Annotated in this window: 23 protein-coding genes and 3 pseudogenes; all 26 read left to right on the plus strand. The window is 39.6% G+C overall.

Annotated features, from left to right (window positions below; all coding sequences use genetic code 11):
* Positions 1-7 precede the first annotated feature (7 nt).
* The 26 genes and pseudogenes from A6J84_RS01100 to ileS all read left to right on the plus strand — a co-directional run bounded on the left by A6J84_RS01100 (position 8) and on the right by ileS (position 20,106).
* Positions 8-616: a hypothetical protein gene (locus tag A6J84_RS01100; protein WP_000780960.1), complete on the plus strand. Its 609-nt coding sequence runs from the start codon at positions 8-10 to the stop codon at positions 614-616.
* Positions 613-1,032 (plus strand): annotated as a pseudogene (locus A6J84_RS01105) (hypothetical protein); the annotation flags it as partial. The gene A6J84_RS01100 and the pseudogene A6J84_RS01105, both read left to right, overlap by 4 nt.
* Complete coding sequence (locus A6J84_RS01110; protein ID WP_095725866.1) at positions 1,032-1,661, plus strand: hypothetical protein; 630 nt, start codon at positions 1,032-1,034, stop codon at positions 1,659-1,661. The pseudogene A6J84_RS01105 and the gene A6J84_RS01110, both read left to right, overlap by 1 nt.
* Positions 1,658-2,284, plus strand: coding sequence for a hypothetical protein (locus A6J84_RS01115; RefSeq protein WP_001223907.1), 627 nt, complete (start codon positions 1,658-1,660; stop codon positions 2,282-2,284). Before A6J84_RS01110 ends, A6J84_RS01115 begins: the two co-directional genes overlap by 4 nt.
* Positions 2,281-2,910 (plus strand): annotated as a pseudogene (locus A6J84_RS01120) (hypothetical protein). The gene A6J84_RS01115 and the pseudogene A6J84_RS01120 overlap by 4 nt, the downstream one beginning before the upstream one ends.
* Positions 2,907-3,536: a hypothetical protein gene (locus A6J84_RS01125; protein ID WP_001223900.1), complete on the plus strand. Its 630-nt coding sequence runs from the start codon at positions 2,907-2,909 to the stop codon at positions 3,534-3,536. The pseudogene A6J84_RS01120 and the gene A6J84_RS01125 overlap by 4 nt, the downstream one beginning before the upstream one ends.
* Before the next feature lie 51 nt (positions 3,537-3,587).
* Complete coding sequence (locus A6J84_RS01130) at positions 3,588-4,121, plus strand: hypothetical protein (protein ID WP_044020408.1); 534 nt, start codon at positions 3,588-3,590, stop codon at positions 4,119-4,121.
* A gap of 85 nt (positions 4,122-4,206) precedes the next feature.
* A complete protein-coding gene (locus tag A6J84_RS01135; RefSeq protein WP_095725867.1) occupies positions 4,207-4,734 on the plus strand; it encodes a thiol-disulfide isomerase in 528 nt (175 codons plus the stop codon).
* A 179-nt stretch (positions 4,735-4,913) separates the two neighbouring features.
* Positions 4,914-5,201, plus strand: coding sequence for a TipC family immunity protein (locus A6J84_RS10190; RefSeq protein ID WP_000746268.1), 288 nt, complete (start codon positions 4,914-4,916; stop codon positions 5,199-5,201).
* A 15-nt stretch (positions 5,202-5,216) separates the two neighbouring features.
* Positions 5,217-5,363 carry a hypothetical protein gene (locus tag A6J84_RS10195; RefSeq protein WP_225893231.1) on the plus strand — a complete coding sequence of 49 codons (147 nt, stop codon included), beginning with the start codon at positions 5,217-5,219 and terminating at the stop codon, positions 5,361-5,363.
* Positions 5,364-5,375: 12 nt separating this feature from the next.
* Positions 5,376-5,540 (plus strand): annotated as a pseudogene (locus A6J84_RS10200) (TipC family immunity protein); the annotation flags it as partial.
* A 371-nt stretch (positions 5,541-5,911) separates the two neighbouring features.
* On the plus strand, positions 5,912-6,544 hold the full coding sequence (locus tag A6J84_RS01145; RefSeq protein ID WP_000919639.1) for a hypothetical protein: 633 nt from the start codon (positions 5,912-5,914) through the stop codon (positions 6,542-6,544).
* Between the two features lie 55 nt (positions 6,545-6,599).
* Entirely contained in the window at positions 6,600-6,737 is a 138-nt protein-coding gene (locus A6J84_RS10145) for a hypothetical protein (RefSeq protein WP_000240324.1), read from the plus strand.
* A gap of 104 nt (positions 6,738-6,841) precedes the next feature.
* A complete protein-coding gene (locus A6J84_RS01150) occupies positions 6,842-7,885 on the plus strand; it encodes a D-alanine--D-alanine ligase (RefSeq protein ID WP_000814699.1) in 1,044 nt (347 codons plus the stop codon).
* Between the two features lie 84 nt (positions 7,886-7,969).
* On the plus strand, positions 7,970-9,343 hold the full coding sequence (locus A6J84_RS01155) for a UDP-N-acetylmuramoyl-tripeptide--D-alanyl-D-alanine ligase (protein ID WP_084878749.1): 1,374 nt from the start codon (positions 7,970-7,972) through the stop codon (positions 9,341-9,343).
* Positions 9,330-9,941, plus strand: a complete 612-nt coding sequence (locus A6J84_RS01160; RefSeq protein ID WP_095725868.1) for an NUDIX hydrolase N-terminal domain-containing protein — start codon at positions 9,330-9,332, stop codon at positions 9,939-9,941. The genes A6J84_RS01155 and A6J84_RS01160 overlap by 14 nt, the downstream gene beginning before the upstream one ends.
* Positions 9,942-10,139: 198 nt before the next feature.
* Positions 10,140-10,844, plus strand: a complete 705-nt coding sequence (locus tag A6J84_RS01165; protein WP_001055269.1) for a TIGR02206 family membrane protein — start codon at positions 10,140-10,142, stop codon at positions 10,842-10,844.
* 236 nt (positions 10,845-11,080) lie between these two features.
* Entirely contained in the window at positions 11,081-12,451 is a 1,371-nt protein-coding gene (ftsA, locus tag A6J84_RS01170; protein WP_000196346.1) for a cell division protein FtsA, read from the plus strand.
* A 16-nt stretch (positions 12,452-12,467) separates the two neighbouring features.
* Positions 12,468-13,724 carry a cell division protein FtsZ gene (gene ftsZ / locus A6J84_RS01175; RefSeq protein WP_000144261.1) on the plus strand — a complete coding sequence of 419 codons (1,257 nt, stop codon included), beginning with the start codon at positions 12,468-12,470 and terminating at the stop codon, positions 13,722-13,724.
* 3 nt (positions 13,725-13,727) lie between these two features.
* Positions 13,728-14,399, plus strand: a complete 672-nt coding sequence (locus tag A6J84_RS01180) for a YggS family pyridoxal phosphate-dependent enzyme (protein ID WP_049505659.1) — start codon at positions 13,728-13,730, stop codon at positions 14,397-14,399.
* A 9-nt stretch (positions 14,400-14,408) separates the two neighbouring features.
* Positions 14,409-14,939 (plus strand): cell division protein SepF, encoded by a 531-nt coding sequence (locus A6J84_RS01185; RefSeq protein ID WP_000053367.1) that lies wholly within the window; start codon positions 14,409-14,411, stop codon positions 14,937-14,939.
* On the plus strand, positions 14,939-15,199 hold the full coding sequence (locus A6J84_RS01190) for a YggT family protein (RefSeq protein ID WP_000576501.1): 261 nt from the start codon (positions 14,939-14,941) through the stop codon (positions 15,197-15,199). The genes A6J84_RS01185 and A6J84_RS01190 overlap by 1 nt, the downstream gene beginning before the upstream one ends.
* Positions 15,196-15,987 carry an RNA-binding protein gene (locus A6J84_RS01195; protein WP_000217807.1) on the plus strand — a complete coding sequence of 264 codons (792 nt, stop codon included), beginning with the start codon at positions 15,196-15,198 and terminating at the stop codon, positions 15,985-15,987. Before A6J84_RS01190 ends, A6J84_RS01195 begins: the two co-directional genes overlap by 4 nt.
* Positions 15,988-15,995: 8 nt before the next feature.
* Positions 15,996-16,250, plus strand: coding sequence for a DivIVA domain-containing protein (locus tag A6J84_RS01200; RefSeq protein ID WP_000028988.1), 255 nt, complete (start codon positions 15,996-15,998; stop codon positions 16,248-16,250).
* Positions 16,251-16,266: 16 nt separating this feature from the next.
* On the plus strand, positions 16,267-17,061 hold the full coding sequence (locus A6J84_RS01205) for a DivIVA domain-containing protein (RefSeq protein WP_095725869.1): 795 nt from the start codon (positions 16,267-16,269) through the stop codon (positions 17,059-17,061).
* A gap of 252 nt (positions 17,062-17,313) precedes the next feature.
* The gene (gene ileS / locus A6J84_RS01210) at positions 17,314-20,106 is read left to right on the plus strand and encodes an isoleucine--tRNA ligase (RefSeq protein ID WP_095725870.1); all 2,793 of its coding nucleotides are present in this window, start codon (positions 17,314-17,316) and stop codon (positions 20,104-20,106) included.
* Positions 20,107-20,295 lie beyond the last annotated feature (189 nt).

Here is a 20,295-nt window from a genome sequence, read left to right on the forward strand (position 1 = left end):
GTGAACAATGAAATTATATTTAAAAGGTGATTATACAAAAAGAGTACCTTATGGTTATTTAGAACTAGCTGGTAAAATGTGGTTTCCAGAAGATGAGCAAATTTCTTACTCAAATGCTGGGAACAATGATGCATTACAAGAAGATTTTTTCTCAAATTTATCCTTGAGGAAAGGCACTGCCGATAAGAGATGGTCTAGTGTCCCCCTAAAGGAAGGGGTACGAAGACTCTTTTCACATATTAAGGAAAGTATTGAAATTAATTTTGAAGATGCATTTGCTACGGATTATAATGAAAAGGGAGACTATCTCCGTATTTTAACCACCCATCTAGAAGTTTTGACAGTTGATAAACGAGCTATGTACATTATGGCGCTTGAGATTGCAAAGGTGATTGATGGGCAAATTAGCGAGGATAATAAGAAGACATGGCTAACAGTCGAGGAGTTTAGGAAAAAGCACGAGGCTATTCTATCTCTAACTTTTGAAGAAGCAAATGAACTAAGTTTGACTGAAATTCAAACGATGGATGTGGTAGACGACCCTCTTTGGGAGGAAGAAGCCAATCGTCGAAAAGAATATATACTAGCACATGGAGGCGATATCTCAGATTTATGAGACTATATATCAAAAGTGATTTTACGAAAAAAATAGACTTCACAACTAGAGAGCTTGTTTGGAAGATGTGGTTTAAGGAACGGAATGGCAAGAAAATAAGTTTCTCCAATGTTGGTGATGATGCTATGTTACAGGATGATTTCTTTTTTGGAGTTCAATTTGATAAATGGCGATTTAATGATAAACGATGGAATCATATACCATACGATAAGAGCAATCCTTGGACTTCGTTTTCTGATGAAAACATTCAATTGGAATTTGAAAATGATTTTATTACTGATGGGAGAGAACGTGGAGAAAACCTTAGGATTGCTACGACACATACGGATATTTTAACGGTTGATAAACGAGCTATGTATATCATGGCAGTCGAGGTAGCTTCTGCAATTGATGGTCAGATTAGCGAGGAAGACGAGTGAGACTATACATCAAAGGCGATTACACCAAAGAAATTCCATTTGATTACATGGAACTAGCGAAAAGGATGTGGTTTGAGAAAAAAGATGGAATAGAGCCAGATTTATCGTATGCTGGGTATCTAGATTTACCAATCGATAAACTTTCTATTCACTTAGAATTAGACAAGGAAACTCATGATGTTAGATGGAGGAGTGTCCAAATAAAGGAAGGGATAAAATATGATTTTTTATCACATAAATGTGAATATATACAGCTAGATTACGAAGATGCTATCATGTCGGACTTTCGTGAGAAAGGCGAATGTTTAAGAATCGCTTCTACCCACCTTGACCTTCTCACTGTTGATAAACGAGCTATGTATATTATGGCTATTGAAATTGCGACTGCTATTGATGGTCAGATTAGCGAAGATGATAAAGAGAGCTGGTTAAGTGTGGAGGAATTTAAAAAACGGCATGAGGATATCCTTTCGATGAGTTATGAAGAGGCTAATGAGCTGAGTTTGGAAGAAATTCCATTTATGGACGATGTGAGAGACCCAGTCTGGGAAGAAGATGACCGCAGGAATGAAGAATACATCAAAATCCATGGCGAGCCAGTTTATGATGACGAGGAAGATGAGTGAGAATATACATCAAAGGTGATTATACTAGAAAAGTGTCATTTGGCTACAGAGAACTCGCATGGAAAATGTGGTTTAAAGAAAGAAATGGTAAAAAAATAAGTTTCTCAAATGTCGGGGATGATGAGATGTTGCAAAATGACTTCTATTTATCTTTACGGTTAGATAAGTGGGGAGCAAGTGGCTCTCGTTGGAAAGATGCCAAGGTTAAAGGTGGCAGTGCAATCAATTCCCAAATGTATGAAAATATTGATTTGGATTATGAAGGAAGTTATGAAAGCGACGGTAGAGAAAAGGGAAAATACCTAAGAATCGCTTCGAATTATCTAGATATATTAACAGTTGATAAGCGAGCTATGTATATTATGGCACTCGAAATTGCGACTGCGATTGATGGAAAAATTAGTGAAGATGATAAGAAAACATGGCTAACAATCGAGGAATTCAAGAAAAAGCACCAAGATATCTTATCTTTAACCTTTGATGAAGCAAATGAGATGAGTTTGGAAGAAATTCAAACGATTGATGCTATTGACGATCCCATCTGGGAAGAATTGGATAAGAAGCGTGAGGAGTACATCCAAATCCATGGTGAACGAGTTTATGAAGATGAGGAAGATGAGTGAGACTATACATCAAAAGTGATTTTACGAAAAAAATAGACTTCACAACTAGAGAGCTTGTTTGGAAGATGTGGTTTAAGGAACGGAAAGGCAAGAAAATAAGTTTCTCCAATGTTGGTGATGATGCCATGCTACAGGATGATTTTTACTTTGGTGTTCGGTTACACAAATGGGCTTCTGTTGATGAAAGATGGGATAAAGCTTCTTTTATAATTCCGAGCAATCCTTGGTTGTCTTTGGAATATGAGAGTATAACATTGGAATTTGAAAAAACTTTCATTACAGAGTGGAGAGAACGTGGGGATTATCTACGTATCGCAACCTCTCATACAGATGTGTTAACAGTTGATAAACGAGCTATGTATATCATGGCAGTCGAGGTAGCTTCTGCAATTGATGGTCGGATTAGCGAGGATGACAAGGAGACCTGGATGGATGTAGAGACTTTTAAGGAGTTGCACAAGGATGTCTTATCACTAAGTTAAGATAAAGCAACCGATATCAGCGTGGAGGAACTGAAAAGTTTGAAACCTGTAGAGGAACCTTTGTGGGATGAAGAAGAACGTCTTCGTGAAGAATACATCAAAATCCATGGTGAACGTGTGTATGACGACGAGGAAGACGAGTGAGAATTTACATCAAAGGTGATTACATCAAAGAAATTCCATTTGATTACATGGAACTAGCGAAAAGGATGTGGTTTGATACTAAAGATGGGAAGACAGTAGATATTTCTTATTTTGGGAATACTCGCCCATTTAAAACAGACCCAACTATTCACTTGAAATTGAATAAGTGGATGCATGATAATAGATGGAATAATGTTCAGTTGAAAGAAGGGATTATCAATAAATTTGGGAGTCATGTATATGAAAATCTTGAATTAGATTTTGAAGACAATCCAGCAACAGACTATCGAGAAAAAGGAGACTGTCTACGTTTAGCTTCTACCCACTTTGACCTTCTCACTGTTGATAAACGAGCTATGTATATTATGGCCATTGAAATTGCGACTGCTATTGATGGTCAGATTAGCGAAGATGATAAAGAGAGCTGGTTAAGTGTGGAGGAATTTAAAAACCGGCATGAGGATATCCTTTCGATGAGTTATGAAGAAGCTAATGAGCTGAGTTTGGAAGAAATTTCATTTATGGACCATGTGAGAGACCCAGTCTGGGAAGAAGATGACCGTAGAAATGAAGAATACATCAAAATCCATGGCGAGCCAGTTTATGATGATGAGGAAGGTGAGTGAGAATTTATAATCCCACCTATTTGAAAGAGAGTGTTGATAGAGGAAAGGCGAATGTTAGATAAAGTAAAACAGTTTAAGTGGTTGATTGTATTGTCCTTGTTCCTATTAGCGATTCCTTTATATTTTACTTACAATCATTTCCAACAATCTAGTGCTTTAAAAGAAGCTTTTGAAAAAAATGAAAGAATTGAAGTTCTTCATCGTTTGACATCATCAGAAAAATATGCGTCTGACATCCACAAGGCAGGATATACTATTCCTTCTGACGGAGCTATTCGATTGGATGGAGTTATTTATCCATTAGAAATAGAAGGAGAGTTACATTTGAAAATTAGCCCTCCTAAAAAGGATGCTAAGGATTTTCAGTTATTTTTCATTACACAGATTAATGAAAAACAAACGCATGTAGCTTTCATTTTAGATAAAAATCTGAATTTAATTTATTCCAGCTATTCTCAGCAAAATGGAAACGGGAAAAGAGAGATTGTTTCTGTCTCACAAGCCGAAGAAGATTACTTGTTGAGAAGTGTTCAAAGCGAGATTGATGACTTCATGAAAAAAATGTATCAAACCTTGTATGGTTAGATTGTTTGAGAAAGTAACTTCTTGCTCAACGCAATGCTGTATGAACAAGACTTCTAAGATTACTTAGACAGAGGGGGTGAAAAGAATGTCGGGACTTAAAAAAATACTGATCGTTATTGGTTCTGTAATTGCCTTAGCTACTGGCTTGAATCTTTATTTTCAGTATCAAAACCACCAAGAATATATGCAATTAAAAACCTCCTTTGAAGAGAGGGACAATATAGCCGTCTTACAACGTTTAATGGCGTCAGAAAAATATGCGTCTGATATCCGTAAAGCGGGCTATGTCGTTCCTCCCGATGGAGCTATTCGCTTGGATGGAGGAATTGACTCCATAGAGATAAAAGGAGACATCGATTTGAAAATATCACATCCTGGACGTAATGGGGTTACTGCTTATTTTGAAATAGAGATAGATGGTAAAATAACTAGCGTACTATATGAATTGGATAAGAACTTTGATTTAACTTCTAGCGCCTATTTTCAAATAAATGAAAAAAATATAAATGAGAGGGTGACTATTCCCAAAGTCGAAGAAGAGCGCCTATTAAAGATTGTTCAAAAAGAGCTTGATGGCTTCATGAAAAAGATATATCAGACTTTGTATGGATAGTTTGCCAGAGAAAGTAGCTTCTTGCTCAACGCAATGCTGTATGAACAACGGGGTGTGTTGAGGGATTTTACTAGAAAAAGATACCGTAGATGAGATACAAAAAAATTACCCAAGTACTTATAATTTCATTCGAAATATTGAAACAGGGAATCAAGAGTTGACAGAGATGAGGTGATTAGATGAAGAAGAGAAAATTTGTAATTTTTTCGTTGCTAATAGTTCTATTATTATCTTTCTCTGGTTTTCAGTACTATAAATATCAGAGAGTTCATAATATTTTTGATGAAATATACTACGAAGAAAGTGATTATCACAATTATACATTTCTCTGGAAAGGACGAGCTTTTTATAAGTTAAAAAGTTTAAAATTTGTGGACAACGATTCTCAAGAAATTTCTATTCATTCTATTGATTATAAAAGTGTAGATTTACCAAATACTATTCAATCTCTAGGTTATTATTTTTAATTTGGATTTCAGGAGATGACGAAAGTTGGGATAGAGATGCGTTTGAGACTGCCAGATACAGAGACAACCATAAATGTAGATTACCTGTACGATGTAAACAATCGGCAATTAGAACGGTTTATGTGGTACTATGATGATGAGAGTACAGGATATTTTCAGTAGTCTCAAGTAGAGGACTTTCTTGCCAAACGCGGTAAGACTGTTGATGAGATTCGCAAGGAAGCAGACAATGTACTCCGTAATAAAGTCCTTAAAGACTGGACCACTATCTACTCTAGTCGTTTTAGCACAGATAATTGGGGAGAAGTGACAGTTAAGGATATATGGAGAACAGAATAACAAACGAAACGGCGAGGCAATAGTGTTATACAGGTGGAGTGCTATGACAGAGTTCTTAAGAATATTTTATTTTATTCGATAGCTTTGGTCTGCTTTCTTTTGGTGTGACGAAAGAAACTCCCTATACTATCACCATCACCAATGTAGACAACAAGCCAGCTTACTTTGAAGCTCAAGTGGTGGATCGGTAGATTTAGGAACCGTAAACTAGGCCTCAGTTGTTGTAATTGTTTGGTAAAGGAGACTTATTTGCTTTGAAAGTAACAATCAGCTTGTTTCTTTCGAATATGCAAGAGAGGCTCTAGTGGCGAATACTAGTCAAAATGTCAAAAAAGATTTAGATAAACCTAATCCCGCAGTTGGAGAGTAAAATGTTAAAAAGAATAAGAAACTATTATAAAAACAAACCAACTCAAGCTGTCCTAATGCTCATAGTTCTTATTTGGTCAGTATATGAGATTGGTGCGACCAGCTTGGCAAGTAACTCGGCATTAACTAAGGAATTCATGCATAGTCGGTATGTTATAGTTTGGCCAATGGTAGATAAGAAAATGAAATTATACCATTATGCGGAAGAATGGACTAATGACGTTTTAGTTGGAATGATGCATTTAGACTATGGAAATATAAGAATAACTAGTTTTCCTAAAAAATGGGAGAGTGAAGCTGAAGTTTACTATACGCTGTCTCAGGATGAGTATGCTGATAGAGTATATTTTTTCTTAGACGAGCCAATTTCCAAAGCCTATATCAGCAGATTAGAACAAAATTATTATTTGATTTCAAAGAATGCAGTTGCTATTAAAGAGGAAACAGGTAAAACGGTTGAACAGTTAGTTCAAGAAGTGGGGAATGCAAGGAAAACCTTCTTATCAGCTCTTGGAAAGATGAAAATCCTTCGTTTGGTTTATTTGATTCTTCGTATGATAGTATTGTTGCAGTGTATCAGGTGGTCGGGTCAGCGTAGAAAAAGGAAAGAGAACGAAATTTTGCAGAATAGATAGAGCTCCCAAAAGGTATGATGATAAAGAGCTTCCAAACAATCAAAAAGATATTCATTTGGTAAAGAATGGGATTGTTGTCAGCTACCAAGGGGAGAAAGTTTTTTATGTAACCAATAACAAGTCCTACACGATCACCATCACCAATGTAGACGACAAACCGGCGCACTTTGAAGCTCAAGTGGTGGATAGGTAAAATTTCAGCTCTCAAATGAGGGCTTTTTTAGATACAAGTTTCAAAAAAGAAGCAAATATGATATACTAAAGAACGAATATTCTATTAGAATTAGGACAAGCAATATGAAACAAACGATTATTCTTTTATACGGTGGGCGTAGTGCAGAGCGTGAAGTCTCTGTCCTTTCAGCTGAAAGTGTGATGCGTGTGGTCAACTACGATCGTTTCACAGTCAAGACTTTCTTCATCAGCCAATCAGGTGACTTTATCAAAACGCAAGAATTTAGCCAGACTCCAGGTCAAGAGGATCGACTCATGACCAATGAGACCATTGACTGGGACAAGAAAATCGCGCAAAGTGCCATCTATGAAGAAGGTGCAGTGGTCTTTCCAGTTCTTCATGGTCCGATGGGAGAAGATGGCTCTGTTCAAGGATTCCTTGAAGTTTTGAAAATGCCTTATGTCGGTTGCAATATCTTGTCATCAAGTCTTGCCATGGATAAAATCACGACCAAGCGTGTGTTAGAATCTGTCGGGATCGCTCAAGTTCCTTATGTGGCCATTGTCGAAGGAGATGATGTGACTTCTAAAATCGCTGAAGTTGAAGAAAAACTGACTTATCCAGTCTTCACGAAGCCGTCAAACATGGGTTCCAGTGTCGGTATTTCTAAGTCTGAAAACCAAGAAGAACTCCGCCAAGCTCTAGAACTTGCCTTCCAATATGACAGCCGTGTCTTGGTAGAGCAAGGGGTAAATGCCCGTGAAATCGAGGTTGGTCTCTTGGGCAACTACGAAGTGAAGAGCACGCTTCCTGGTGAAGTGGTCAAGGATGTTGCCTTTTATGACTACGATGCCAAATATATCGATAACAAGATTACCATGGACATCCCAGCCAAGATTAGTGATGATGTAGTAGCTGTCATGCGTCATAATGCAGAAACAGCCTTCCGTGCAATCGGTGGCCTCGGTCTGTCTCGTTGTGATTTCTTCTATACCGATAAGGGCGAGATTTTCCTAAATGAGCTCAATACCATGCCAGGTTTTACCCAGTGGTCTATGTATCCACTGCTTTGGGACAATATGGGGTTCAGCTACCCAGAACTAATCGAGCATTTGGTTGACCTTGCTAAGGAAAGCTTTGACAAGCGCGAAGCGCATTTGCTATAAAAATGAAAGAAGGGGTAGAAGTCAGAACGATCACTGCATGGTGACTAGAGTTCTTGGACTTCAACCCTTTTTAAAGGAGTAGAAATGAAATTAACAATCCATGAAGTGGCCCAAGTTGTAGGAGCTAAAAATGACGTTAGTCTTTTTGCGGACGTTCAGTTAGAAAAGGCTGAGTTTGACAGTCGTTTGATTGGGACAGGTGATTTGTTTGTGCCACTTAAAGGTGCGCGTGACGGTCACGACTTTATCGAAACAGCTTTTGAAAATGGTGCAGTAGTAACCTTGTCTGAGAAAGAGGTTGCAAATCATCCCTACATTCTAGTAGACGACGTTTTGACTGCCTTTCAAACCCTTGCAGCCTACTATCTTGAAAAAACGGCAGTTGATGTCTTTGCAGTAACGGGTTCAAATGGCAAGACGACGACCAAGGATATGTTGGCGCATTTACTGTCAACAACCTACAAGACCTACAAAACGCAAGGCAATTACAATAACGAGATTGGTCTTCCCTATACGGTTCTCCATATGCCTGAGGAGACTGAAAAGTTGGTCTTGGAGATGGGGCAGGATCACTTGGGAGATATCCATCTCTTGTCTGAATTAGCTCATCCAAAAACAGCCATTGTGACCTTGGTTGGAGAGGCTCATTTGGCCTTTTTCAAAGACCGTTCGGAGATTGCTAAAGGGAAGATGCAAATTGCTGATGGTATGGCACCAGGTTCTTTGCTTTTGGCACCAGCTGACCCGATTGTAGAGGACTACTTGCCTACAGATAAAAAAGTGGTCCGTTTTGGGCCAGGAGCTGAGTTAGAAATCACGGACTTGATTGAGCGCAAGGATAGTCTGACCTTTAAGGCTAATTTTTTGGAACAAGCCCTCGATTTGCCAGTGACAGGTAAGTACAATGCCACCAATGCTATGATTGCTGCTTATGTGGCTCTACAAGAAGGAGTGCCAGAGGAGCAAATTCATCAGGCCTTCCAGAACCTAGAATTGACCCGCAATCGTACTGAGTGGAAGAAAGCAGCCAATGGAGCAGATATTCTGTCTGACGTATACAATGCCAATCCAACTGCTATGAAGTTGATTTTGGAGACATTCTCTGCCATTCCAGCCAACGAAGGAGGCAAGAAAATCGCAGTCTTGGCAGACATGAAGGAACTCGGCGACCAGTCAGTCCAACTCCATAACCAGATGATTTTAAGCCTATCGCCAGATGTGCTGGATACCGTTATTTTCTATGGAGAAGACATTGCCGAATTAAGCCAACTTGCTAGTCAAATGTTCCCAATCGGTCACGTTTTCTACTTCAAGAAAACAGCTGACGAGGACCAATTTGAAAACCTAGTCAAGCAGGTTAAGGAAAGCCTTGGAGCCAATGACCAAATTTTGCTCAAAGGATCGAACTCCATGAATCTAGCCAAGCTGGTAGAAAGTTTAGAAAATGAATGCAAGTGATTTTACCAAGTATCTGCAAAGAATGCTAGCCATTACGGATACTGGATTAACCTTTACAAAAGATCCGTTTGACCGTGAGCGCTACGAGGACTTGCGAATCCTGTTATCTGAAATGTTGAATCAGGTATCAGACCTCGATGCAGAAGAAGTTGCAGAAGTCTTGAAACCAACTTCCGCTTATGCAACTCCTCTGATGGACGTCCGTGCTTGGATTGTTGAGGATGAAAAAGTCTGTTTAGTTAGAGGAAAAGGAGAGGATAGTTGGGCTTTGCCAGGTGGTTTTGGTGAAGTCGGCTACTCTCCAACCGAAAATATTCTCAAAGAAATTGTAGAAGAAACCGGTTTTACAGCAAAAGCTGAAAGGTTACTTGCAGTTTTTGATACCAATCGTTTCCAACTACAGAGCAAACAATATGCAAAGTTTGTCTTTGAATGCCAACTTCTTGATGGACAATTTCAAGAGAATCAAGAAATTGCTGAGCTTCAATTTTTTGCCATTGACCAATTGCCAGTTTTATCTGAAAAACGCATCACCAAGGAGCAAATGGAGATTCTTTGGCAAGTTTATAAAGGACAAAGAGACCAATATGTTGATTAGTTTATGCTAGAGAAGTTGACAAATCAAAAAAGGGTATCTACAAGGTGCATTTCTGCAATACAAATGATATAATAGGTTGCGAATTTAAGACTCAAGTATTCTATGCATGGCATAGAATCAAGTTTTTTCAAAAAATTTAAAAGCTGGGGGGAGTGAATTTTTTTTACTGCCTCTAGCTAGATGAATGAGGAATAGAATATGAATTTGTGGGATAAATTATTTACCACACAGATATCAGAACCGCCCCAGTTTGAACTTCACTGGTACATTGGTTTGTTATGTTTATTGGCTCTTACTTTTTATGCTTCTTATCGTTTTCGCGACAAAGTTGCTTACCAGCGTTTTATTCAGATTCTTCAGTCTGTTCAACTGATTGTTCTGTATAGCTGGTATTGGGGGAATCTCATGCCTCTGTCAGAAAGTTTGCCCTTCTATCATTGCCGTATCGCCATGTTTGTGATGCTCTTAATTCCAGGGACATCCAAGTACAAACAGTACTTTGCCCTTTTAGGAACTTTTGGAGCAACAGCAGCACTGGCTTACCCACTCTTTGATCCCTACCCATTTCCACACGTGACCATTTTGTCCTTCATTATCGGACATGTTGCCCTTTTAGGAAATGCGCTCCTATACTTGTTTAGAAACTATCAACCTTCCCTTCTCGATTTGAAGAATGTGGTGGTGATTACCTTCGCCTTAAATGGCTTGATATGGGTTGTCAACTTAGTTGTAGGTGGAGATTATGGATTTTTAAACAAACCACCACTTGTTGGAAGCTTCGGCCAGCCCTTAAATTATCTCATTGTTTCGACTGTTATCGTGATAGCAATTCGCTTAACAGGGAAATTAGTAGAAAATTTTTTACAACAAAAATCGGAAGAATTTATTCAAGAGAAGATCTAAAATGATCTTCTCTTTTTTGGATTTTTAAGAAACAAAAAAGAAATTGTGAACGTTAACTTCAAATAATCTCTTAGAAGAAGAATTTTTCTAGAATTTTCTCAAAAAACATGCAGGAATTTTATCAAAAACTAAGCACGATTGGATTTTTTGTGTTATAATATTCTTTGAATAGCTATGCCCAAACATAGTTATTAAATAGAAGTGAGAAACTTGGAAGACAGAGAGGATGCGATGTAATGACTAGAGATGGTTTTTTTACAGGCTTAGATATCGGAACTAGCTCGATTAAAGTGCTAGTAGCTGAGCATAGAGATGGCGAAGTAAATGTAATTGGTGTTAGTAATGCCAAAAGTAAAGGTGTCAAAGACGGAATTATTGTTGATATTGAAGCAGCTGCTTCAGCAATCAAATCTGCAATCACACAGGCAGAAGAGAAAGCTGGTATTTCTATTAAGTCTGTCAATGTTGGCCTTCCAGCAAACCTCTTGCAGGTTGAACCAACACAAGGAATGATTCCTGTAACTTCAGATACCAAAGAAATCACAGATCAAGATGTTGAAAATGTTGTCAAATCAGCTTTGACAAAGAGCATGACTCCTGACCGTGAAGTGATTACCTTTATTCCAGAAGAATTCATCGTGGATGGATTCCAAGGCATCCGTGACCCTCGTGGTATGATGGGTGTCCGCTTGGAAATGCGTGGTCTGCTTTACACAGGTCCTCGTACGATTCTACACAATCTTCGCAAGACGGTTGAGCGTGTAGGTATTCATGTTGATAACGTGATTATTTCACCTTTGGCAATCGTGAACTCCGTTCTCAATGAAGGTGAACGTGAATTTGGTGCGACTGTCATTGACATGGGTGGAGGTCAGACTACTGTAGCGACTATTCGCAACCAAGAATTGCAGTTCACTAACATCTACCAAGAAGGTGGAGATTACGTTACTAAAGACATTTCTAAAGTCTTGAAAACATCTCAAAAAATTGCAGAAAGTTTGAAACTGAACTATGGTGAAGCTTACGTTCCACTTGCAAGTAACGAAACTTTCCAAGTTGAAGTAATTGGTGAAGTAGAACCTGTTGAAGTAACCGAAAGCTACTTGGCAGAAATTATCTCAGCACGCATCAAACATATCTTTGACCAAATCAAACAAGAGTTGGAAAGAAGACACTTGTTAGATTTGCCAGGAGGTATCGTCCTTATCGGTGGAAATGCAATTTTGCCAGGAATTGTTGAATTAGCCCAAGAAGTATTTGGTGTTCGCGTAAAACTTTATGTACCAAATCAAGTTGGAATTCGCAACCCTGCATTTGCGCACGTGATTAGCTTGTCTGAGTTTGCTGGTAAATTGACTGAAGTCAATCTTCTTGCTCAAAAAGCAGTTAAAGGAGATGAATTCCTTCGTCAAAAACCAATCAACTTTGGCATTCCAAATCAACGTTTGAATCCTGTAGCGCAACCAAGTCCAGCACAAACAGCTCCAGCTGAAACCGTGCAGGAAGCTCCAGTTGCTCCCAAGGAAGAATTCCAAGCAAGTTCTCAAAGTAAACCGAAGCTAACAGAACGTTTCCGTGGTTTGATCGGAAGCATGTTTGATGAATAAAAGAGGATAAGAAATTATGACATTTTCATTTGATACAGCAGCAGCTCAAGGCGCAGTTATTAAGGTAATTGGTGTCGGTGGTGGTGGTGGTAACGCCATTAACCGCATGGTTGACGAAGGTGTTGCTGGTGTAGAATTTATCGCAGCCAACACTGATGTACAAGCCCTTAGCAGTACGAAAGCAGAAACAGTTATCCAACTTGGTCCAAAATTGACTCGTGGTTTGGGTGCTGGAGGTCGTCCGGAAGTTGGACGTAAAGCTGCAGAAGAAAGTGAAGAAGCTTTGACGGAAGCTATCACTGGAGCAGACATGGTCTTTATCACTGCAGGTATGGGTGGTGGATCTGGTACAGGTGCAGCCCCTGTTATTGCACGTATCGCTAAAGATCTTGGTGCTCTTACAGTTGGTGTTGTGACACGTCCTTTCGGATTTGAAGGAAGCAAACGTGGCCAGTACGCTGTAGAAGGAATCAACGAACTTCGCGAGCACGTTGATACTTTGTTGATTATCTCTAATAACAACTTGCTTGAAATTGTTGATAAGAAAACGCCACTTCTTGAAGCTCTTAGCGAAGCAGATAACGTTCTTCGCCAAGGTGTTCAAGGGATCACTGACTTGATCACGAACCCAGGATTGATTAACCTTGACTTTGCTGATGTGAAAACTGTAATGGCAAATAAAGGAAATGCCCTTATGGGTATCGGTATCGGTAGTGGTGAAGAACGCGTTGTTGAAGCCGCTCGTAAAGCTATTTACTCTCCACTTCTTGAAACAACTATTGATGGTGCAGAGGATGTCATCGTCAACGTTACTGGTGGTCTTGACTTGACTTTGATTGAAGCAGAAGAAGCTTCAGAAATTGTCAACCAAGCAGCTGGTCAAGGTGTAAACATCTGGCTTGGAACATCAATTGACGAAAGCATGAAGGATGAAATCCGTGTTACTGTTGTAGCGACAGGTGTTCGTCAAGAGCGCGTGGAAAAAGTAGTTGGAGCTCGTAACAACCAACCAGTTGGACGTCCATCAACTAAAGCGCCACAAGCACACACATTTGACCGTCAATTCGACTTGGAAGAGACAGCAGAATTGCCTAAATCAAGCCCACGTCGTTTTGAAACAAACCAAGCCTCTGCTTTTGGAGACTGGGACTTGCGTCGTGAGTCAATTGTTCGCCAAACAGATCCAGTTGTTTCACCAGTAGAACGCTTCGAAACACCAGTTTCACAAGATGAAGATGAATTGGATACACCTCCATTCTTCAAAAATCGTTAATCAATGAATTTGAAAAAAAATACTGAATTAGTTTTTCAGCAAATAGCTGATGCTAGTCAAGAAGCCAACCGTGCTCTAGATGCTGTTTCAGTAATCGCAGTGACAAAGTATGTAGATGTACAAACAGCGGAAGCCTTGCTTCCGCTTGGTGTCCGTCATATAGGTGAAAATCGAGTCGATAAATTTTTAGAAAAATATCAGGCCTTGAAAGATTACCCAGTTACTTGGCATTTAATAGGAACACTACAGAGACGGAAAGTGAAAGAAGTAATCCCATTTGTGGATTACTTTCATGCTTTAGACTCCTTAAAGTTAGCCCAGGAAATTCAAAAGAGAACAGATCATGTTATCAAGTGTTTCTTGCAGGTCAATATTTCTGGAGAAGAAAGCAAGCATGGGTTTTCAAAAGAAGAATTGCTAGAACTTTTGCCAGAATTGGCTAAGTTAGATCAGATTGAGTATGTTGGTTTAATGACCATGGCTCCTTTTGAGGCAGACAGTGATGAATTGAAAGAAATTTTCAAGGATACGCAGGCTCTGCAAGCAGAAATTAGAGAAAAACAAATCCCTAATATGCCGATGACAGAGCTAAGCATGGGAATGAGTCGTGATTTTAAAGAAGCGATTCAGTTCGGCTCAACCTTTGTTCGAATCGGTACAGCATTTTTTAAATAGGAGAGAGCTATGTCTTTAAAAGATAGATTCGATAAATTTATAGATTATTTTACAGAAGACGGAGAAGAAACGACTAACTACCAGACTCAACAAGAGGAAACAGTTAGCCCAGCCATCTCATCTTCTAAAGAATTACCAGCACCTGCTCAGTCAGGATCAGCTAAAGATGCAAATATCACTCGTCTTCATGCGCGACAGCAAGAATTGGCAATGCAAAGCCATCGTTCAGATGAGAAAGTGACAATTGATGTTCGCTATCCAAGAAAATATGAAGATGCAACTGAAATTGTAGATTTGTTGGCTGGAAATGAAAGTATTTTGATTGATTTCCAATATATGACAGAAGTACAAGCCCGTCGGTGCCTTGATTACTTGGATGGAGCCCGTCATGTCTTGGCTGGAAACATGAAAAAAGTTGCGAGTACGATGTATCTATTGACGCCTGTCAACGTTGTCGTGAATATTGAAGATATCAAGCTTCCAGATGAATCACAAAGCGCTGAGTTTGGTTTTGATATTAAACGAAATAGAGCAAGATAATGATTTTCTTAATTCGTTTAATCCAAAATGCGGTTAGCATTTATTCCATCATTCTCGTTGCATTTGCTCTTCTTTCATGGTTTCCAAATGCCTATGAAAGCCAACTAGGTCGCTTAGTTATCAGACTTGCTCGCCCAGTTATTGAGCCACTTCGTAAGCTCAATCTACAATTTGCTGGTCTTGATTTTACGGTTTGGGCAGCGCTGATTCTGATTCAATTTGTTGGAAATCTCTTAACACGACTAGTCCTATTACTATGACAGTAAATCGAGCCATTTATCAGCATTTTTCCCAAGATGATATTCCCTTTATTGATAAGGGATTAGAGTGGATCAAGCGGGTAGAAGATACCTATGCGGCGGTACTTACTCCTTTTATCAATCCCCATCAGGAACAGATCTTGAGGGTGCTAGCTGGGACATATGGACTGGCTTGCCAAAGTAGTGGTGATTTTCTTCCGACAGAGTCGGTTCGAGTTCTTCTCTATCCAGATTACTTTGAACCGGAGATATCAGACTTTGAAATAGCCTTGTTGGAAATTTGCTATCCGAGTAAGTTTGAGCAACTGAGTCATGGAAAAATATTGGGAACAATCATCAACCAACTAGGAATTGACCGTAAATTATTTGGTGATATCTTGGTAGATGAAAAGAGAGCACAGATTTTTGTCAATCGTGATTTCATTCCTCTTTTTCAGGGGGGAATAAGAAAGATTGGCAGACTTCCTGTATCGCTGGAGGAACGTCCTTTTACCGATAGGATTTTGTCTAAAATTGACTATAGAGAACGGGAAATTTTAGTTTCGAGTTTTCGATTGGATGCCCTCTTATCAAGTGCCTTGAAATTATCTAGAAACCAAACTAGTCAACTGATAGAGAAAAAATCTGTCCAGGTAAATTATCATGTTGTTGAAAAATCTGATTACCAGGTTGCAGTTGGAGATTTGATCAGTGTGAGAAAGTTTGGTCGTTTGAAAGTTGTCGAAGACAATGGTCAGACCAAAAAGGATAAGAAAAAACTAACAGTCCGGCTACTTTTAAGCAAGTGAGAAAAAATATGTCGATTACACCACAAGAAATAAGTGATAAAGCTTTCTCAAGAACATTCAGAGGCTACAATCAGGAAGAAGTTGACCTCTTTCTAGATAAGATTTACTTTGAATTAGAGGAGATGATTCGATACAAAGATGAAACTGAACTCTATATCAAAAAACTAGAAGAACGTCTTTCCTATTATACGAATGATATTCCTAAGAGAACAGTAACAAGCGAGCAAGAACCAGAAGCAATTAATGATTCTATTTTTTATTAAGTAAGTGAGGAAAAGTATGCCAATTACATCGTTAGAAATTAAAGATAAAACCTTTGGCACAAGATTTAGAGGTTTTGACCCAGAAGAAGTAGACGAGTTTCTTGATATCGTTGTTCGTGATTATGAAGACTTGGTTCGTAGTAATCACGATAAAGAGACACACATCAAAAGTTTGGAAGAACGTTTGTCTTACTTTGATGAGATGAAGGATTCCTTGAGTCAGTCAGTTTTGATTGCTCAAGATACAGCTGAGCGTGTCAAACAAGCTGCTCAAGAACGTTCAAACAATATTATTCAACAAGCTGAACAAGATGCTCAGCGTTTGCTTGAAGAAGCGAAATACAAGGCAAATGAAATTCTCCGTCAGGCTACAGATAATGCGAAGAGAGTGGCTGTTGAGACAGAAGAGTTGAAGAACAAGAGCCGTGTATTCCATCAACGCCTCAAGTCTACGATTGAAAGTCAATTGGCTATTGTCGAGTCATCTGATTGGGAAGATATTCTTCGCCCAACAGCTACTTACCTTCAGACAAGTGATGAAGCCTTTAAAGAAGTGGTGGGTGAAGTTCTTGGTGAATCTGTATCTTTACAACCAGAAGAAGAGCCTATTGATATGACTCGTCAATTCACACCAGAAGAGGTTGCTGAATTACAAGCTCGTATCGAGGCTGGTAACAAAGAATTAGCTGAGTTTGAAGCTCAACAAAATCAACAGACAGAAGAAAGTGACCAGCATGAAGAGCCAGTTGAAGTAGAGGCTACTGCGGCAACTGAGGACGATGCAAACAAAGAATCTGTTCTTATCCTATAAAAAAATGTGAGAACAAGATCCAACCAACTATATTTTCAGCGAGCGGGAGATGGTGAGAGTCCTGCAATCCCTAGTGGTTAGATTATCCTCTCAACGAATCTAGTCTGAAAGCAGTAAGACTAGACGTCCCCCACGTTACGGGAAAAGAGGAAAAGAGACCCTGTCTTTTTTCGAACAAAGGTGGTACCACGATTTTCGTCCTTTTTGCGAATCGTGGTTTTTATTTTGTCAGTTTAAATTAAAGGAGTAACAATGAAACTTAAAGAAACCCTCAATCTACGGAAAACAGACTTTCCTATGCGTGCTGGTCTTCCAACCAAAGAACCAGTTTGGCAAAAAGAATGGGAAGAAGCAAAACTTTACCAACGTCGTCAAGAATTGAACCAAGGAAAACCACATTTCACCTTGCATGATGGACCTCCGTATGCAAACGGAAATATCCACGTTGGACATGCCATGAACAAGATTTCTAAAGATATTATTGTTCGTTCTAAGTCTATGTCAGGGTTTTACGCCCCTTACATCCCAGGTTGGGATACTCATGGTCTGCCAATCGAACAAGTCTTGGCAAAACAGGGTGTTAAACGCAAAGAAATGGACTTGGTTGAGTACTTGAAACTTTGCCGCGAGTACGCTCTTTCTCAAGTTGATAAACAACGTGAAGACTTTAAACGTTTGGGTGTTTCTGGTGACTGGGAAAATCCTTATGTGACTTTGACTCCAGACTATGAAGCAGCTCAAATCCGTGTCTTCGGAGAAATGGCTAAAAAAGGCTATATCTACCGTGGTGCCAAGCCAGTTTACTGGTCATGGTCTTCTGAGTCAGCCCTTGCAGAAGCAGAAATTGAGTATCATGACTTGCTTTCAACGTCCCTTTACTATGCTAACCGTGTCAAAGATGGAAAAGGTGTGCTCGATACAGATACTTACATCGTTGTATGGACAACTACTCCATTTACCATCACAGCTTCTCGTGGTTTGACAGTTGGAGCAGATATTGATTATGTATTGGTACAACCAGCTGGTGAATCTCGTAAGTTTGTAGTTGCTTCAGAATTATTGAATAGTCTTTCTGAGAAATTTGGTTGGGCGGATGTTCAAGTTTTGGCGACCTACCGTGGTCAAGAATTGAACCACATTGTGACAGTCCACCCATGGGATACGGCTGTAGATGAGTTGGTAATCCTTGGTGACCATGTTACGACTGACTCTGGTACTGGTATTGTCCATACAGCCCCTGGTTTTGGTGAGGACGACTACAATGTTGGTGTTGCCAATGGCTTGGAAGTGTTTGTTACTGTCAATGAACGCGGGATTATGATGGAAAATGCAGGTCCTGACTTTGCAGGTCAGTTCTATGACAAGGTTGTTCCAACTGTTATCGAAAAACTAGGCGATTTGCTCCTTGCTCAAGAAGAAATTTCTCACTCATACCCATTTGACTGGCGTACCAAGAAACCAATCATCTGGCGAGCTGTTCCACAGTGGTTTGCTTCTGTATCTAAATTCCGCCAAGAAATCTTGGATGAAATTGAAAAAGTGAAGTTCCACTCAGAATGGGGGAAAGTTCGTCTTTACAATATGATTCGTGACCGTGGTGACTGGGTTATCTCTCGTCAACGTGCTTGGGGTGTTCCGCTTCCAATCTTCTACGCTGAAGACGGAACGCCAATCATGACTGCTGAGACTATTGAACATGTAGCTCAACTCTTTGAGGAACACGGTTCTATCATCTGGTGGGAACGTGATGCTAAGGACCTCTTGCCAGAAGGATTTACTCATCCAGGTTCACCAAATGGCGAGTTCAAAAAAGAAACAGATATCATGGACGTATGGTTTGACTCAGGTTCATCATGGAATGGAGTAGTGGTCAACCGTCCAGAACTCAAATACCCAGCAGATCTTTACCTTGAAGGTTCAGACCAATACCGAGGTTGGTTCAACTCATCTCTTATCACATCAGTTGCCAACCATGGCGTAGCTCCTTATAAACAAATCTTGTCACAAGGATTTGCCCTAGATGGTAAGGGTGAAAAGATGTCTAAATCACTTGGAAATACAATTGCTCCAAGCGATGTAGAAAAACAATTTGGTGCGGAAATCTTGCGTCTCTGGGTAACAAGTGTGGACTCAAGCAACGACGTGCGTATCTCTATGGATATCTTGAGCCAAGTCTCTGAAACTTACCGTAAGATCCGTAACACTCTTCGTTTCTTGCTTGCCAATACATCTGACTTTAACCCAGCTCAAGACGCAGTGGCTTACGATGAGCTTCGTTCGGTTGACAAGTACATGACCATTCGCTTTAACCAGCTTGTGAAGACCATTCGTGATGCTTATGCCAACTTTGAATTCTTGACAATCTACAAGGCCTTGGTGAACTTTATCAACGTTGACTTGTCAGCCTTCTACCTTGACTTCGCTAAAGACGTTGTCTACATCGAAGGTGCCAAATCACTCGAACGTCGTCAAATGCAGACTGTCTTCTATGACATTCTTGTCAAAATCACCAAACTCTTGACACCAATCCTTCCTCACACAGCAGAGGAAATCTGGTCATATCTTGAGTTTGAAGCTGAAGAATTTGTGCAATTGTCAGAATTGCCAGAAGCGGAAACTTTTGCCAACCAAGAAGAAATCTTGGATACATGGGCAGCCTTCATGGATTTCCGCGGACAAGCTCAAAAAGCCTTGGAAGAAGCTCGTAATGCAAAAGTTATCGGTAAATCACTTGAGGCTCACTTGACAGTTTACCCAAACGAAGTTGTGAAAACTCTTCTTGGAGCGGTGGATAGCAATGTGGCTCAACTCTTGATCGTGTCAGAATTGACCATCGCTGAAGGTACAGCTCCAGAAGGTGCCGTTAGCTTCGAAGATGTAGCCTTTACAGTAAAACGCGCTGCAGGTGAAGTTTGTGACCGTTGCCGTCGTATCGATCCAACTACTGCAGAACGTAGCTACCATGCAGTTATCTGTGACCACTGTGCAAGCATCGTAGAAGAAAACTTTGCAGATGCAGTTGCAGAAGGATTTGAAGCGAAATAATCAGATTAGAAATATGTCTTCTCATAGTTTAAGATGAGAGGAAAGGTAAAAGAGAGGAAGTCATTTCTCTCTTTTTTTGCTGGAAAAAGCTTTGGACAAAGAAAAATCTAATAATTTTAGGGCTCGTTTTAAGTTGATTTTTTGAGATTTTTTTAAAAAGTGATGTTGTTTTTTGGTACTTTTCAAAAG

The organism is Streptococcus sp. FDAARGOS_256 (assembly GCF_002289235.2).
In the GTDB taxonomy this organism is placed as follows: Bacteria; Bacillota; Bacilli; order Lactobacillales; family Streptococcaceae; genus Streptococcus.